General features: G+C 63.5%; 11 protein-coding genes. 7 read left to right on the top strand and 4 right to left on the bottom strand.

What is annotated here, in order from left to right; all coding sequences use genetic code 11:
- Positions 1 to 169: 169 nt before the first annotated feature.
- Complete coding sequence (locus tag ASG84_RS15325; protein ID WP_057477912.1) at positions 170 to 3,601, bottom strand: ATP-binding protein; 3,432 nt, start codon at positions 3,599 to 3,601, stop codon at positions 170 to 172.
- 102 nt (positions 3,602 to 3,703) lie between these two features.
- On the opposite strand from ASG84_RS15325, the gene ASG84_RS15320 reads away from it, so the two are divergent.
- Positions 3,704 to 4,252, top strand: a complete 549-nt coding sequence (locus ASG84_RS15320; protein WP_057477911.1) for a hypothetical protein — start codon at positions 3,704 to 3,706, stop codon at positions 4,250 to 4,252.
- A gap of 107 nt (positions 4,253 to 4,359) precedes the next feature.
- Here the strand turns inward: ASG84_RS15320 and ASG84_RS15315 are convergent, their stop codons facing one another.
- Positions 4,360 to 4,842: a hypothetical protein gene (locus tag ASG84_RS15315; protein ID WP_057477910.1), complete on the bottom strand. Its 483-nt coding sequence runs from the start codon at positions 4,840 to 4,842 to the stop codon at positions 4,360 to 4,362.
- Between the two features lie 248 nt (positions 4,843 to 5,090).
- On the opposite strand from ASG84_RS15315, the gene ASG84_RS15310 reads away from it, so the two are divergent.
- A complete protein-coding gene (locus tag ASG84_RS15310; protein WP_057477909.1) occupies positions 5,091 to 5,951 on the top strand; it encodes a MerR family transcriptional regulator in 861 nt (286 codons plus the stop codon).
- A 47-nt stretch (positions 5,952 to 5,998) separates the two neighbouring features.
- On the opposite strand, the gene ASG84_RS15305 is transcribed toward ASG84_RS15310, so the two are convergent.
- Both ASG84_RS15305 and ASG84_RS15300 read right to left on the bottom strand, forming a co-directional pair.
- The gene (locus ASG84_RS15305) at positions 5,999 to 7,174 is read right to left on the bottom strand and encodes an epoxide hydrolase family protein (RefSeq protein WP_057477908.1); all 1,176 of its coding nucleotides are present in this window, start codon (positions 7,172 to 7,174) and stop codon (positions 5,999 to 6,001) included.
- A 38-nt stretch (positions 7,175 to 7,212) separates the two neighbouring features.
- Complete coding sequence (locus ASG84_RS15300) at positions 7,213 to 7,803, bottom strand: TetR/AcrR family transcriptional regulator (RefSeq protein WP_057477907.1); 591 nt, start codon at positions 7,801 to 7,803, stop codon at positions 7,213 to 7,215.
- 87 nt (positions 7,804 to 7,890) lie between these two features.
- Here ASG84_RS15300 and ASG84_RS15295 point away from each other — a divergent pair, with 87 nt between their 5' ends.
- The 5 genes from ASG84_RS15295 to phnA all read left to right on the top strand — a co-directional run bounded on the left by ASG84_RS15295 (position 7,891) and on the right by phnA (position 13,011).
- Entirely contained in the window at positions 7,891 to 8,319 is a 429-nt protein-coding gene (locus ASG84_RS15295; protein WP_057477906.1) for a nuclear transport factor 2 family protein, read from the top strand.
- Positions 8,316 to 9,149: an NmrA family NAD(P)-binding protein gene (locus tag ASG84_RS15290; RefSeq protein WP_057477905.1), complete on the top strand. Its 834-nt coding sequence runs from the start codon at positions 8,316 to 8,318 to the stop codon at positions 9,147 to 9,149. Before ASG84_RS15295 ends, ASG84_RS15290 begins: the two co-directional genes overlap by 4 nt.
- Positions 9,150 to 9,353: 204 nt before the next feature.
- On the top strand, positions 9,354 to 10,745 hold the full coding sequence (locus ASG84_RS15285) for a cation:dicarboxylate symporter family transporter (protein ID WP_082521008.1): 1,392 nt from the start codon (positions 9,354 to 9,356) through the stop codon (positions 10,743 to 10,745).
- The gene (locus ASG84_RS15280; RefSeq protein ID WP_057477903.1) at positions 10,742 to 11,656 is read left to right on the top strand and encodes a LysR family transcriptional regulator; all 915 of its coding nucleotides are present in this window, start codon (positions 10,742 to 10,744) and stop codon (positions 11,654 to 11,656) included. The genes ASG84_RS15285 and ASG84_RS15280 overlap by 4 nt, the downstream gene beginning before the upstream one ends.
- A complete protein-coding gene (phnA, locus tag ASG84_RS15275) occupies positions 11,653 to 13,011 on the top strand; it encodes a phosphonoacetate hydrolase (RefSeq protein ID WP_057477902.1) in 1,359 nt (452 codons plus the stop codon). The genes ASG84_RS15280 and phnA overlap by 4 nt, the downstream gene beginning before the upstream one ends.
- The last annotated feature ends 92 nt before the right edge of the window (positions 13,012 to 13,103 follow it).

Genomic DNA, 13,103 nt, shown 5'->3' with positions numbered 1-13,103 from the left:
CCCCCCTTCGAGCCCGGCGACAATGTCGCCGGGCTTGTGCACCTGTACCCGTCGATCGGCCCCCCGGCCCGTGGCGAATGCGCGACGACCGTTGCCGCAAGTGTGATACTACCGTTTGTGTAGTAGTTGGTGCTGCCGCGGCGGGTGGGCCAGCGGTGGACACGTCCAACTAACTGTGTAAGAGCCCCGTAGCGCGCAACCGTCGCAGCACCGCAGTCGCGCCGAGTCGCTCGGCGCGGGCAAGCACCGCGTCGACCTCCGCAGCGTCGACAGATCCGGTCGCGGCCCGAATTCGCAGCGCGAGCGCGTCGGTCTCGACCGACCACGCCGCGAATCCCCGTTGCGCATGTATCGTCCGCGCCGCGTCGAGGTGACGGTGCGCGCAGGCATCGTCTTCGAGAGCCCACGCCAACGAGGCGAGATGGTGGTGCACGACGCCGTACAGGCTGGCCCAGGTGAGCACCACACAGTCTTCGTGGTCGAGCAGGATTCGATAGACGAACTCGCACAGCCACTTCAGCATCAGCTCGGATGCTGCCCGGGCGATCAACACCATGGTGGACAACCACATCGGGTCGATGGGGATCGCATCCAGGCGCTCCGGCGTGTACCACTCGATCAGTTCGGTCGCCTCGGCATGCCTACCCACGTCCATCAGGGCGACAGCGAGCGCGGGCCGCAATACAGGATTGTCGTGCGCGTGTGCACGCATTGTTTCGGCCTGACGCACGATCTCGCCCATGTCGCCGCGCAGTGTCCGCAGAGCGGTGAGCGCCGGCAGCAAACGTCCGTAATAGCCTGTGTCAGTAGGAGACGGCGGTACTGCTCGTATTCCGTCCAACGCCGCCTCGCACGCGATCAGATCGCCCGCCGCGAGCGACACGCCCAGTCGTCCGTAGTCGATGAGCCAGCGAAGTTCGGGGTCGCCGTCGACGTGCGCGTCGGTGATGGCGTCGAGACATCTCATGGCACCGTCGAGATTTCCCGCTTCGACTCGCGCCCTCGAGAGCCACACCGCCACTGTTGCGTCGTTCATGACGGATGGGTGCGAGTCGACGAGTTCGTCGAGGTCGGCAAGTGCGGCCGCGACGAGGTGGGCGCAATGGGGAACGCGTAAACCGATGAGTGCGGCAACGTTGCCCGACGCCAACAGCGTTGTTTCACCAACGCTTCGGGCAATGTCGGAAGCGTGAACGATCGTGCGGGCACGCTCGCTGTAGTCCGCTCCCCAGGCCTGCTCGATGACGCGCTGTATGGCGAGGACGGCGTACTCGCGTGACACCGTTCGGCCCTCGGCCTCCAACTCGGCGCACATGGCATGGATGACGGCGACTCGCTCGGCGTCGGGTGCGTACCGCTGTACGAATTCCACCCCACGCCGCGTGCTTGCTGCGATCGCGTCGTGCTGCAGGGTTCGATCGCCGAGTTGCCGCGCCGTCGTGAGTGCGTCCATCGCAGTACCGCGGGCGCTCGGGTCGCGCATGGCTCGCTGGGACAGCCCGAGCCCGATGGACATGGAACACCGGGTGGCGGCATCATCGACGGGCGTCCAATCGAGTGCTCGACGGTAGTGCTGACAGGCATCTTCGTAGGCACCGAGCGCGTAGGCGTTCTCGGCGGCTCGGTGTGCGTACGAGCCCGCACGTACACGATCGTCGACGCGACCCCGGCCGAAATGAAACGCTAGCCGCGCAGCGTCTTGCCTGTCTCGAGTCGTGCGTTCCAACGCACGTCCGATGTTGGAATGTAGCGCAGTGCGAGCGCCGGGACCGATGTCCGTGTATACGACGTTGCGAACGATAGGGTGCCGCACCTCGAAGAGATCTCCGTCGTCGGCAGGCGCGATCAGTCTGGCGCGAACAAGTTCGTCGAGCGCGTCCTCGAAGCGATCGTTCGTGAGCTCACCGGTTGCGCCGCGCAGCACGACAAGCGGTGTGGACATTCCTGCAACTACGCACGCATGCAGCAACAGTCGGGCATCCGCGCCCAGACGATGCTCGGATCGACGGACGAAACCCACGATGGTGGAGGGATATTCGGAGCGCTCAGCTGGGCCGTCGCTACGGCCGGCCGCCAGAATGGACGTCACGAACAGGGGATGTCCGCGCGTCGTGTTCAACAGTTGCACCGGATCGAGGTCCGACTCGTGGGCCGTGAGGAGTTCGCGAAGGTGTGCCAGCTCGAATTCGCGCAACTCCAGTCGTCGGGTTTGTCCCAACCGCGTGGCCGTGTCCAGCGTCGCGCTCAGTTCCACATCCTCGAGCGATTCGGTTCGGGCTACGACGACGAAACAGATCGAGGCCGTCGTACACACCTGAAAGAGGTAGCGCAGCATGGAGTGCGACGCGGGTGACGCCCACTGCAGGTCGTCGACGACCAGCATCGTGGTCGTATTCCTGGCAGCACCGGTGAGCCAGCGCCGAACGGCGTTCATCGTCGACACACGATCGTTGCTCGACGCGTCGGACTCGACATCGATGTGGGCGAATCGCTGAGCGCTTCCCGGCAGCAGCCTGAGAACGTCGTTGCCGTTGGCGTCGACCCAATCACGCAGCTGCGCGGAGTCGACGTCGTCGAGCTGCCCTTCGATTGCGTCGACGAATGGCTCGAACGGCACGACGGCATCCTCGCTGCAACGACCGAAGATCACCGTGACTCCGGTGGCGCGTGCCCGTCGCATCGCTTCACGGACCAACGTCGTTTTTCCACTCCCGGCGTCGCCGGTCACGACCACGCAGTGGCAATCTCCGGGCGCGGTCGAGTTCACTGTCCGCGCGATCGCATCGAGTTCGCTGTCCCGGGCCACGATCAGCTTGGTGGCCATCCCGACGGGTTCTGTGTTCGCCCAGTCGTTCTGGAGAGCGTCGGCGAAGAGTTGTGCAGTCTCGGGCGACGGATCGACACCGAGGTGCTCGGTGAGTGCCGTACGGCAACGAGCGGCAACCTCCAGCGCTTGTGCTCGGTCGCCCAATGCGATGTGACCGCGCATGGCTCGCCGGTATGCGCGTTCGACCAAGGGATCGATGGAGATGATGGCCTCGGCGCAGGAGATGGATCGCTCGAAGGAGCCGTCTTCGGCCGATGCTTGCGCGTCGATGTCGAGAGCCGCCACGAGAAGCGATACGCGCTCGGCTTGCAGTTCCTCCGCCCACGCTCCGACGACTCCGCGCAGGAGGGGGTCCGACAGCGCACGGTGGGCGTCGTGCGCTCGATCTGCCCTGACCCGAGCAGGCAAACCGCCGCCAGAGCGGCGGCAGAACTCGCGGATCACTTCGAGATCCACGTGCACCCAGTCGGGTAGTGCGAGTTGAAGGAGGCCGCCGCGCGATCGCAGACTGTCGCCGGGAATGCCTGCCGTGTTCAGCGCCTCCCGCACCTTCGTCAAGACACTTCGGGCTGCGGCATTCCAGGACTTCGGGCGACCGTGTGGCCAGATGATCGAGGCGAGTTCGTCTGCGGAGACATCGCGGTGCCGATGCACCGTCAAGTAGGCGAGTGCTTCTACGCAGCGCGGCCCGCCGATGGTTCGCGGGTCGACCACGCTGGTGCCGCGGACCGTCGGTGTGCCGAGCAGTTCGATACAGGCACTGTGCGCGGTCACAAATGAAATGTAAGCACAGCGTGCCGGCATTGGGTTGCAAAACAATTGCACTGCGGAACTAACGTCCGGTTCATCCCCCTGATCCGCAACGAAAGGCTGTATATGTCCGCCGTTCAGTACCGCAAGGCCTCGATCGCACTCGCCACCTTCGCCGTTGCCGCCGGTGCAGCGCTAGTGCTCCCGGGTACCGCCTCTGCCGTGACACAGACAGATCAGTACACAATCGTGGCAACAACGGGTGGCTACCAGCCCACCGACTTCGTGCTGGTGGAAGGTACACCGGTGACCGTGACGGCCGAGGGATCCGCAACGACGTCGACCATGGGGACTGCTACGTACTACGGCCCCAACGGATCGGTCGACACCTGCACCGTCGATTGCCAGAATCCTGCGGGTAAGTACGGGGCCCTGTACGCCAGGATCGGCAACGGCGACCCGATTCTGATCGGAGAGGGGCCGGTCGTCCTCAACGGCGCAGGTCCGCTGTCGTTCGCGTTCAACGACGGTAGCGAAAGCTTCGGCGACAACGCCGGCTCCTACATCGCCACCGTCACCTACGACGACGGCATCACGCCGGTGGATCCTGATCCCGGCTGCTTCGGGTCGGCTTGCTTCGACTTCATGGACTTCTTCGGGTCGTCTGCGGCCTGATTTCGCGTTGTTGCACACGGTCACCCGCATCCTGAGGAATGCGGGTGACCGTCTGGAACGAGACGCATGCTTCGATAGCCGAAATCGAGTATCGAAGTTTCCGATGCTCAGTTGCCGAGAAGACCTGCGAGTATTCGGTCCAAGCCCATCGGCCCGACGTTCGACGAACCTGCCGATCCTGTGCCGGGGCCGGCCGGCGCACCGACCGTGACCAATGTGGGTGAACCCTGGGGCGACCCGGCGATCTGCTCGAAGACGACGCCGTCGTCGATGAAACAGTCCCAGATCACCGCGTACGTGCCGGGATCGGTGGGGCCGATGATGATCGGGACCGGTGGCGCATCGAAGGTGAGGGGAGTTGCCGCGCTGGCGATCAACGGTCCACCGCCATCAGGACGAACGTCGTATTGGCAGAACACGTTTTGGTACGCGCTCGACCGAAGTGTGAATTGCAGCGCGATCTGCGTCGCATCACCGGTGGCGTCCAGAGTTGCAGGTTCTGGAGCGGCACCGGCGGGTGCCGCAACCAGGAAGCACAACGGGATCGCTGCCGCAGCAGCCAGGACGGCTCGGGTAACAGATTCTCTCACAGTAGAACTCCTCGATCATCCGGCCCCGACGTCGGAGTGTCCGACGGCCCCGCCAAGTAGAGCACGTCCGCGCATCACGTACGTCGTTTCGCGTGAAGTTCGATAATTGTTGTAAGAGAATGTATTTCGTGATTGCTGATGTTGCCGGCGGACAGTGATCACTCGAACATGCAGTGGGTGCAGAGTTGCACCTTCCGTAGCGTCATGTGGTGCAGTGGACCTATCCCGCCCACCGAGGAAGGCTCCGCATGTTCTCGTCCTTCACCCCGCCGCGCCACGTCACCATCGGGGGTGCCGCAGCCTTCGCCGGCACCACGCCGCGCGCGATCCGTCACTACCACCAGATCGGTCTGTTCCCGGAACCGGAGCGGGGGAGCGACGACCGCCGCCGGTACGGCTACGACGAGATGATCCAGCTGCTGTGGATCCGCCGGATGGCCGACGCCGGCATCGCTCTCGACGACATCCGCGACGCCTTCGCGGATGCGGCCGGCACCACAGACACCGACGTCGCGCATATCTTGGAGCGGCTGGAGGGCTCCCTCGTCGCCCGGCAGGCCGAACTGGAGCGGCAGCGGACCGCAGTGCAGCGTATGCGCCAAAAAGGAAGCAGGGTGGGCCTGCTCTCCGATGTTGTCGGCGACCGCCTCGCAGACCTGCGTGAGGGGACCCTGCGGCAGGACGACCTCGATACCCTGCTGGTAACCGAGCGGATATTCGGCGCGCTCGGCGCGTCTGTTCAGGCGTCGCGTTTCATCGCTCTGGCCGCCCGGCCGGACCTGCGAGAGCATTCCGACCGTGTCGATGCCGCCGAGGAGGCGCTCGACGACTCGGTCGCTGTCGACGACCCGCGGGTTGCGGTGGTGGCGGCCGAACGGCACGCCTTCGAGACCACCCTCCGCGCGGTCATCGAGAGCTCCGGACTGGCGCAGGCCGACGACGCTCGGTTCGACACCTGGGACGAGGTGCACCCCGGTCCCTCGGACGGGGTTGCGTGCGGGTCGACGAGCCTCACCGATGCCGTCCAGATGATGCCCTACGACTTTTCTGCTGCGCGCCTGCGATGCATGGAACTGGCACTGGAACTCGACGAGTCCGACGCGCTGTGAGTCACCGCAGTGTCGGATCGATCGAGTGCAGTTGTTCATTGTTCGCCTCAACCGAGGGCTTTACGATACGGCCGGAAGAAGTCGCGTAGTTCCTGCGCGTACAGTTCCGGTTCCACGAACGGTGCGAAGTGCCCGCCGCGCGGAAGTTCTTTTATACGAACGACGTTCGCGACGCGGTCGAGCCAGGCGCGGGGCGGCCGCGCGAACAGGTCACCCGAAAAGAACGAGAACCCTGACGGTACCTCGACGCGGCGGGCGTGCTGCTCCGACGGAATGGACCCGTTGGCGTTGTACATACGCATCGACGACCCGATGGTTCCGGTGAGCCAGTAAAGGGTGATATTCGTGAGGATCTCGTCCTTGCTGAAGCTCCGCTCGATAACCCCGTCGCAGTCGGTCCACCCTCGGAGCTTCTCGACGATCCAGGCGGCCAGCCCGGCAGGCGAATCGGTCAACCCGACGGCAGCGGTCTGCGGTTTCGTGCGGTGCATCGCAGCGTATGCGCCCTCGGTGCTGCCCCACGCGGCGGAGCTGTCGAGAAACTCTTGCTCCTGGGGCGAGAGGTCGGCGCGATCGCCGGTGAACACGGGCAGTCCGGCATCCATACGGTGGACGGCCACGACGGACTCGGGGTTGTCCAGTGCCAGGTAGCGACTGACGGCGCTGCCGATGTCGCCACCGGCGGCACCGTAGCGGGAGTACCCGAGAATGCGCATCAGCTCTGCCCACAGGCCTGCTACGTCGATCGAATTCAAGGGCGGACCTGTGGGGCGGTCGGAATAACCGTAGCCCGGCATGTCGGGCACGATGACATCGAAGGCATCGGCGGGGTCGGCTCCGTGTGCACCGGGATCGGTCAGCAGTGACACAACTTTCGAGTACCGCCAGAACGAGTCCGGCCACCCATGGCTGAGAACCAGAGGAAGAGCCGGGCCCACAGGTGACACAGCCCGTGCGTGCACGAAGTGAATGTTCAGGTCGCCGATCTCGACTCGAAATCGAGGATGTCTCGACAGGGCCGACTCCTGTGCTGCCCAATCGAATTCGTCGGCCCAATAGTCGACGAGTTCATGCAGATAGCCGACGTCGACACCGAGCGACCACCCGGCATCGGCAGGACTATCCGGCCACCGTGTCGCGCGAAGTCGCGTTCTCAAATCGTTCAGCGCCGCAGCAGAAGTCGCTGAAACAAAGGGTTCGGGACGTGGTGTAGAACGCGACATGGCACTTAATCTACGCTCGAGTCCAGTGGTCGTAGCGTTCAAGAACCGGTCAGTGCCGCGACAATGACGTCGGTCAGCGCGTCGAGATACTTGTCGTTCACGCCGGCTCCCCGTACGGTCGAGCGCCAATACACCGGGCCGGCAATCAGATCCAGCGCCAACTCGAAGTCGACGTGCTCGGGTATTTCTCCTCGCGCAACCGCACGTTCCAAGATCTGAACCGAACGCTCCCGCCGCGGCGTGCCGATCATCTGCTTGTGCAGTTCGCCCAGACGCGGGTTGCGGGCAGACTCGGCCACCAGGTCAGGCAGAATTCTGGAAAAGCGCGGGTCGTCGATCCAGTCGACGAACCGACCGAGCGTCGCCCGTAGATCACCTCTGAACGTGCCGGTATCCGGTGCGTCCGAAAGTCCGACGCTGAACTCGGACAGCACGGCAACCACCATCTCCTCCTTCGACGGCCATCGGCGATAGAGAGCACTTTTTCCGACCCGAGCTCGCTTCGCCACTCGTTCCATCGACAAACGGCCGTAACCTGCCTCGGAAAATTCGTCGAGCACTGCCTCGACGATCGAATGCGTCACCGTCGACTTGAGAACTGCCGCACCGGTAGGTCTTCCTGGGCTCATGAGACCAGCCTACTCGGTGGACGGGACGGTATCGTCTCGCGTACGGTAGGACGAGACGGTACCGTATCGTCCACTGACAGGAGAAACATGAAAGAACATATCGTGGACCGCGCGCTGGATCTTCTTCTCGATCACGATATGGAGGGATTTTCGGACCTGTGGGCAGCAGATGGGGTCATCGAATTCCCCTTTGCTGCAGTCGGGTACCCCTCTCGGATCGAGGGCCGGGAAGCGATCCGCGAATACATGAGCGGTTACAGCGACATCCTCGACGTTCGAGAACTCACGTCGAAAATCATTCACCTCACGACGGATCCGGACGTCGCTGTCGCTGAATTCGAGCTTGCCGGCATTGCACCCAAGACCGGACATGCGTACTCGATGCGGTATGTCGCCGTTGTCACGACAGACGGCAGCCACATCCGGCACTATCGCGATTACTGGAGTCCGTTGGCAGCCGCGGATGCGATCGGCACGACGAACGACCTCACAGCATTCGCCGGGGGCAAGGCGTGATTCTCGTTCTGGGCTCGACCGGCACGACCGGAAGTCGCGTAGCTCGGGCGCTGGACGCGAGAAACGTCGGAACCCGCCTCGCCACAAGGATTCCTGTATCGCCGAACGACGTGTTCTTCGATTGGGCAGATGTCGAGAGTCACGCGAGGGCTCTACACGGGGTCACCGGGGTGTACCTCGTCGCACCCGTCGGATCGGCCGACCCGATGACGGTCGTCGGGCCGTTCCTCGAGCAGGCAGCGCAACAGGGTGTTCGACGAATCGTCGCATTGAGCTCGTCCGCATTGGACCGGGGTGCACCGGGCCTCGGCGAAATCCACGACGCGGTTGCCTCGACGGCTGCGGAATGGGCTGTCCTGCGTCCGTCGTGGTTCATGCAGAACTTCATCGGCAATACCCCTCTTGCAGAAGGGGTTCGAGACGGAGAAATAGTCAGCGCAACCGGCGTGGGGCGAATTGCTTTCGTCGACGCGCTCGATATAGCCGCCGTCGCTGCACATTGTCTGACGGATCCCGAACCACACAACACCGACCACATAGTCACCGGGCCCACCGCTCTGAGTTACGGCAACGCAGCCGCAATCATCTCCGCCCAGACCGGTACCGACATCTCACATCGTTCGATCACCGTCGACCAATTGGCTCGATTGCACAGCGACCACGGCCTTCCGGCTGGGTTTGCACGGATTCTCGCCGCCTTGGACGCCGACATCGCCCGAGGCACCGAGGATCGGACGACAGACGTCGTAGAGCAGGTGACCGGGCACGCAGCGCGAACATTCGACGACTTCGCGAGGGCTCATTTCCCGCGGGTTTCGTCGGGGAAGTGATGACGATCAGGGGCTGGACTAATCCGCTTTCGGGTACGAGTCGAAAGGTCTCGGCCATCTGATTCTTCGATAGGGCCCCATCGGATCGTCGGCCAGATTGGTTGCCCCGTTCATGCACCGGCCACAGTTCGTTCACGGTCGTGCCCGATTCGCTTCGGACCATGGTCACAGGCGGTAGCGAATCGCCACGAGGAGGACGGGACCATGTCACATCCATCGAGCGCGGAACGGGTGGTAGTCGCAGCGCGACGAACCCCGTGGTATCGACATCTGTACGTCTGGGTCCTGATTGCCATGGCACTCGGCACCGCAGTCGGCCTCCTCTGGCCGACGACAGGCAAAGCCCTGAAGCCACTCGGGGACGCCTTTGTCAGCCTACTGACGATGACACTCGCTCCCTTGGTGCTGTGCATGGTGGTCGCCGGCATCGGAGCAGTCGCCAATCTCGGTTCGGTCGGAAAGGTTGCCCTTCGATCTCTTCTCTACTTCGAGGTTGTCACCTCGATCGCTCTCGGTCTCGGACTGCTTGCCGTCAACGTCATCAAGCCCGGCGCAGGCCTGAACACAGACGTCGACTCTCTCGAAGTGACGGAGAAGGTGGCCGACGGGATCGCTGCCGGCCAGGACTTGTCCTGGTACGACTACATCCTTCAGATCATTCCGTCCAACATCATTGCCAGCTTGGCAGCGGGTGCCATTCTGCCCATTCTTTTCTTCGCAATCCTTTTCGGCATCAGCTTGCAGTTGATGGGGGAGCGCGGCCGTGACATTGCACGCGGTGTGGAGCGGCTGAGCGAGGCTCTGTTCCACGTGGTCAGAATCGTCGTATGGGCGGCACCGGTCGGTGTGTTCGGGGCGATGGCCTTCACGGCCGGCAACTTCGGTGCCGCGTCATTGGGTGCTCTGGCCAAGTTGATCGCGACGTTCTATGCCACGTCCCTGGTGTTCGTCGTCGTGGTCCTCGGCGGCATCCTCATGCTGGTCGGCTTGCGACCGTGGCGAGTGCTGCGTTACTTCAAGGACGAAGTTCTGCTCGCCTTGGGTGCGTCGTCTTCGGAGGTCGCGTTGCCGGGAATCGTGCGCAAACTGGAAAATATCGGCGTCACGAAAGGCACGGCGGGAATCAGTGTCACAGCCGGATACTCCTTCAACCTCGACGGCACGTGCATCTACCTCACCTTGACGACGGTGTTCATCGCTCAGGCACTCGGTATCGACCTCTCGTTGGGTCAGCAGGTCATTCTGCTTCTCGTGATGCTGTTGGCGTCCAAAGGAACTGCGGGTGTCACCGGTGGGGGATTCGTGATGCTGACCACCAGTGTTTCCGCGACGAATCTGATCCCGGTGGCCGGTGTCATGCTGGTGTTCGGCATCGACCGGTTCATGTCCGAGTGCCGCGCAGTGGTGAACTCGCTCGGTAATGCAGTGGCCGGCATCGTCGTCGCTCGTTGGCAGGGCGAGATCGAACCGGATCGGGTACACGCGATCATGAGCGGGCAGCACCCAGGATTCGTCCATGAACTCAGCTCTCCGACAGTGAGTCCCGACTACGCTCCCATGTTGTCGGACGCGCAACCTGTCGCCTCGGCTCGATGACGCTCACCAGCCTGCAACGGTTGCGGGTGTACGTGGGTGTCGTGGAAGCCGGCAGCGTATCCGCCGGAGCGCGCGCTCTGGGGGTCACCCAATCGACGGCGTCGACACATGTGCGACAGCTCGAGGTCGAGGTCGGATCACTGCTCATCGAACGAACCGGCAGGCGCTTCGCGCCGACCGAGGCAGGTAGCGTCCTGCTCGCCCACGCCCGTCGTATGATCGCGATTGCCGACGAAGCGGTGGACGATCTGGCGAAGATGAGCCTGCGGCCGTTGACCGGCTCGCTGGTGGTAGGGGCAACGACGACCACTACCGAAGGCTCGTTCCTGCCCACTGCGTTGCGCAGCTTCACAGCTGCCTACCCCGAGGTCACTCTCGATCTGCGGGTGGACAACTCGACGACACTGCTGCGCCGAGTGTTCGACGGTGATGTCGGAGTGGCAATTCTCGCCGACGAGGTGAACAGTCCTGAACTCACCGTACTGCCGCTCGAACCTGAGGAGCAGACCGTCATCGTCTCCAGCACTCACCCCTTGGCAGGTTCGACGGTCGATCCGCGCACGATCCGCGGCTCCGTTGTCCTCCTACGTGAAGATGGCTCGGCTACAAGGAAATTCCAGGAATCCTTGCTCGAACGGTGGAGAATACCCGCCGCTCGGACGTGGACCTTGGCGAGCACCGGTGCCATCGTGGCGGCCGTGGCGGCGGGCTTGGGTATGTCGTTCCTGCCACGAGTGGCATGCCAGGATGCGCTCGAGTTGAACAAGATTGCCGAGTTGAGCCTCGACCCGCCGCCGCCGGCGCGGCCGGTCTGTCTGGTACACCGCAACGACCGCCACCTCAGCCGAGCCGAAGAACATTTCCTCGCCCTCGTTTCCGACGGGGCACCCATAGAAGGAGCTACACAATGAAGTCGCGCACGTTCAGCATCAACTCTCGCAACTACGTTCTGCCGCACGCGCCGGTGGTGGTGATCTGCATCGATGGCAGTGAGCCCGACTACCACGTGGAGGCGATGAAGGCCGGGCAGATGCCCTGGCTGGCAGGCATTCTCGACGGCGAGTCGAGTTCCTGGCCCGCCCACTGCGCAATGCCGGCCCTGACCAACCCGAACAACGTCTCCATCGCTACCGGGCATCCCCCCAAGGTTCACGGCATCAGCGGCAACTACATCTTCGACACCGCGACCGGTGAAGAAGTGTTGATGAACGACAAGCGGTTCCTACGAGCGCCCACCGTTTTCGGGGCCGCCAACGAAGCCGGCCTCGACGTGGTGGTGGTGACCGCAAAGGACAAGCTACGACGTCTCCTGGGGGCCGGACTCGTGGAGGAGGGGCCCAGCATGAGCGGTGGCACCACATTCGAGATGCCCTCTCGGACCGGCATCTGCTTCTCGGCGGAGAAGGCCGATCAGGCGACCGTGGCGGAGAACGGCATCGACAACGTTCTCGAGTTGGTCGGAAAGCCACTACCGCAGGTGTATTCGGCGGACCTGTCGGAATTCGCGCTGGCTGCCGGGGTCAAGATCCTCGAGACCCGAGGTGCGGACCTGATGTATCTGACGTTGACCGACTACATTCAGCACAAGCACGCACCCGGAACCGAGGTGGCGAACGCCTTCTACGCCATGATCGACTCCTACGCAGCCGAACTGGATGCGTTGGGAGCCGTAGTCGTGCTCACTGCCGACCATGGAATGAGTGCAAAGACCGACGCTGCCGGCGTGACGCGCGTGGTCTATGTCGAGGACGAGGTACGCCGCATCCTCGGTGTGGCTTCGACAGATGCCAACAGCGAGGGCGCAGAGGGTATCCGCGTCATCCTGCCGATCACAGATCCGTACACGGTGCATCACGGCGCTCTCGGATCTTTCGCCAGCATCTATCTGCCCGGTGACGCGGACCAGGATCTGGTCATCGAACAACTGCGCACGGTGGACGGGGTTCAGGCAGTGCACACCCGAGAGGAAGCGGTCGACATCTACCAGCAGCCGGCCGACCGCATCGGAGACATAGTGCTGCTGGCGGAAGCCGGTACGGCCGTGGGCCGGTATGCCGAGTGGCACGATCTGAGCGGATTGGACGCGCCACTCCGCTCCCACGGAGCCCTCGGTGAACTGCAAATCCCGTTCATCATCAACCGCCGTCTACCGCGGCCCGAGCCACTCGACGAGCCTTACGGCCAGCCGGCGGTGGTACACAACTACGACGCGTTCTGGGTAGCAACAACATTGGTCAGCGAAGCGGAGGCCATGGCTTCCAGCTGAACAGCAGACAAGTATCGCTCGGAGTCCCGCCAGCGTCGGCCACGAGGAATATGTCGTGGCCGACCGGTGCGAACCATCGTTCCGCTGTGAAG

The organism is Rhodococcus sp. Leaf278 (genome assembly GCF_001426085.1).
GTDB lineage: Bacteria > Actinomycetota > Actinomycetes > Mycobacteriales > Mycobacteriaceae > Rhodococcoides.
This window is presented reverse-complemented; position numbering and strand designations above follow the sequence as displayed.

Coding starts and splice junctions, on each gene's coding strand:
- ASG84_RS15305 (WP_057477908.1), bottom strand. CDS start 7,174: ATGTCGCGTTCTACACCACGTCCCGAACCCTTTGTTTCAGCGACTTCT.
- ASG84_RS15300 (WP_057477907.1), bottom strand. CDS start 7,803: ATGAGCCCAGGAAGACCTACCGGTGCGGCAGTTCTCAAGTCGACGGTG.
- ASG84_RS15280 (WP_057477903.1), top strand. CDS start 10,742: ATGACGCTCACCAGCCTGCAACGGTTGCGGGTGTACGTGGGTGTCGTG.
- ASG84_RS15285 (WP_082521008.1), top strand. CDS start 9,354: ATGTCACATCCATCGAGCGCGGAACGGGTGGTAGTCGCAGCGCGACGA.
- ASG84_RS15320 (WP_057477911.1), top strand. CDS start 3,704: ATGTCCGCCGTTCAGTACCGCAAGGCCTCGATCGCACTCGCCACCTTC.
- ASG84_RS15295 (WP_057477906.1), top strand. CDS start 7,891: ATGAAAGAACATATCGTGGACCGCGCGCTGGATCTTCTTCTCGATCAC.
- phnA (WP_057477902.1), top strand. CDS start 11,653: ATGAAGTCGCGCACGTTCAGCATCAACTCTCGCAACTACGTTCTGCCG.
- ASG84_RS15310 (WP_057477909.1), top strand. CDS start 5,091: ATGTTCTCGTCCTTCACCCCGCCGCGCCACGTCACCATCGGGGGTGCC.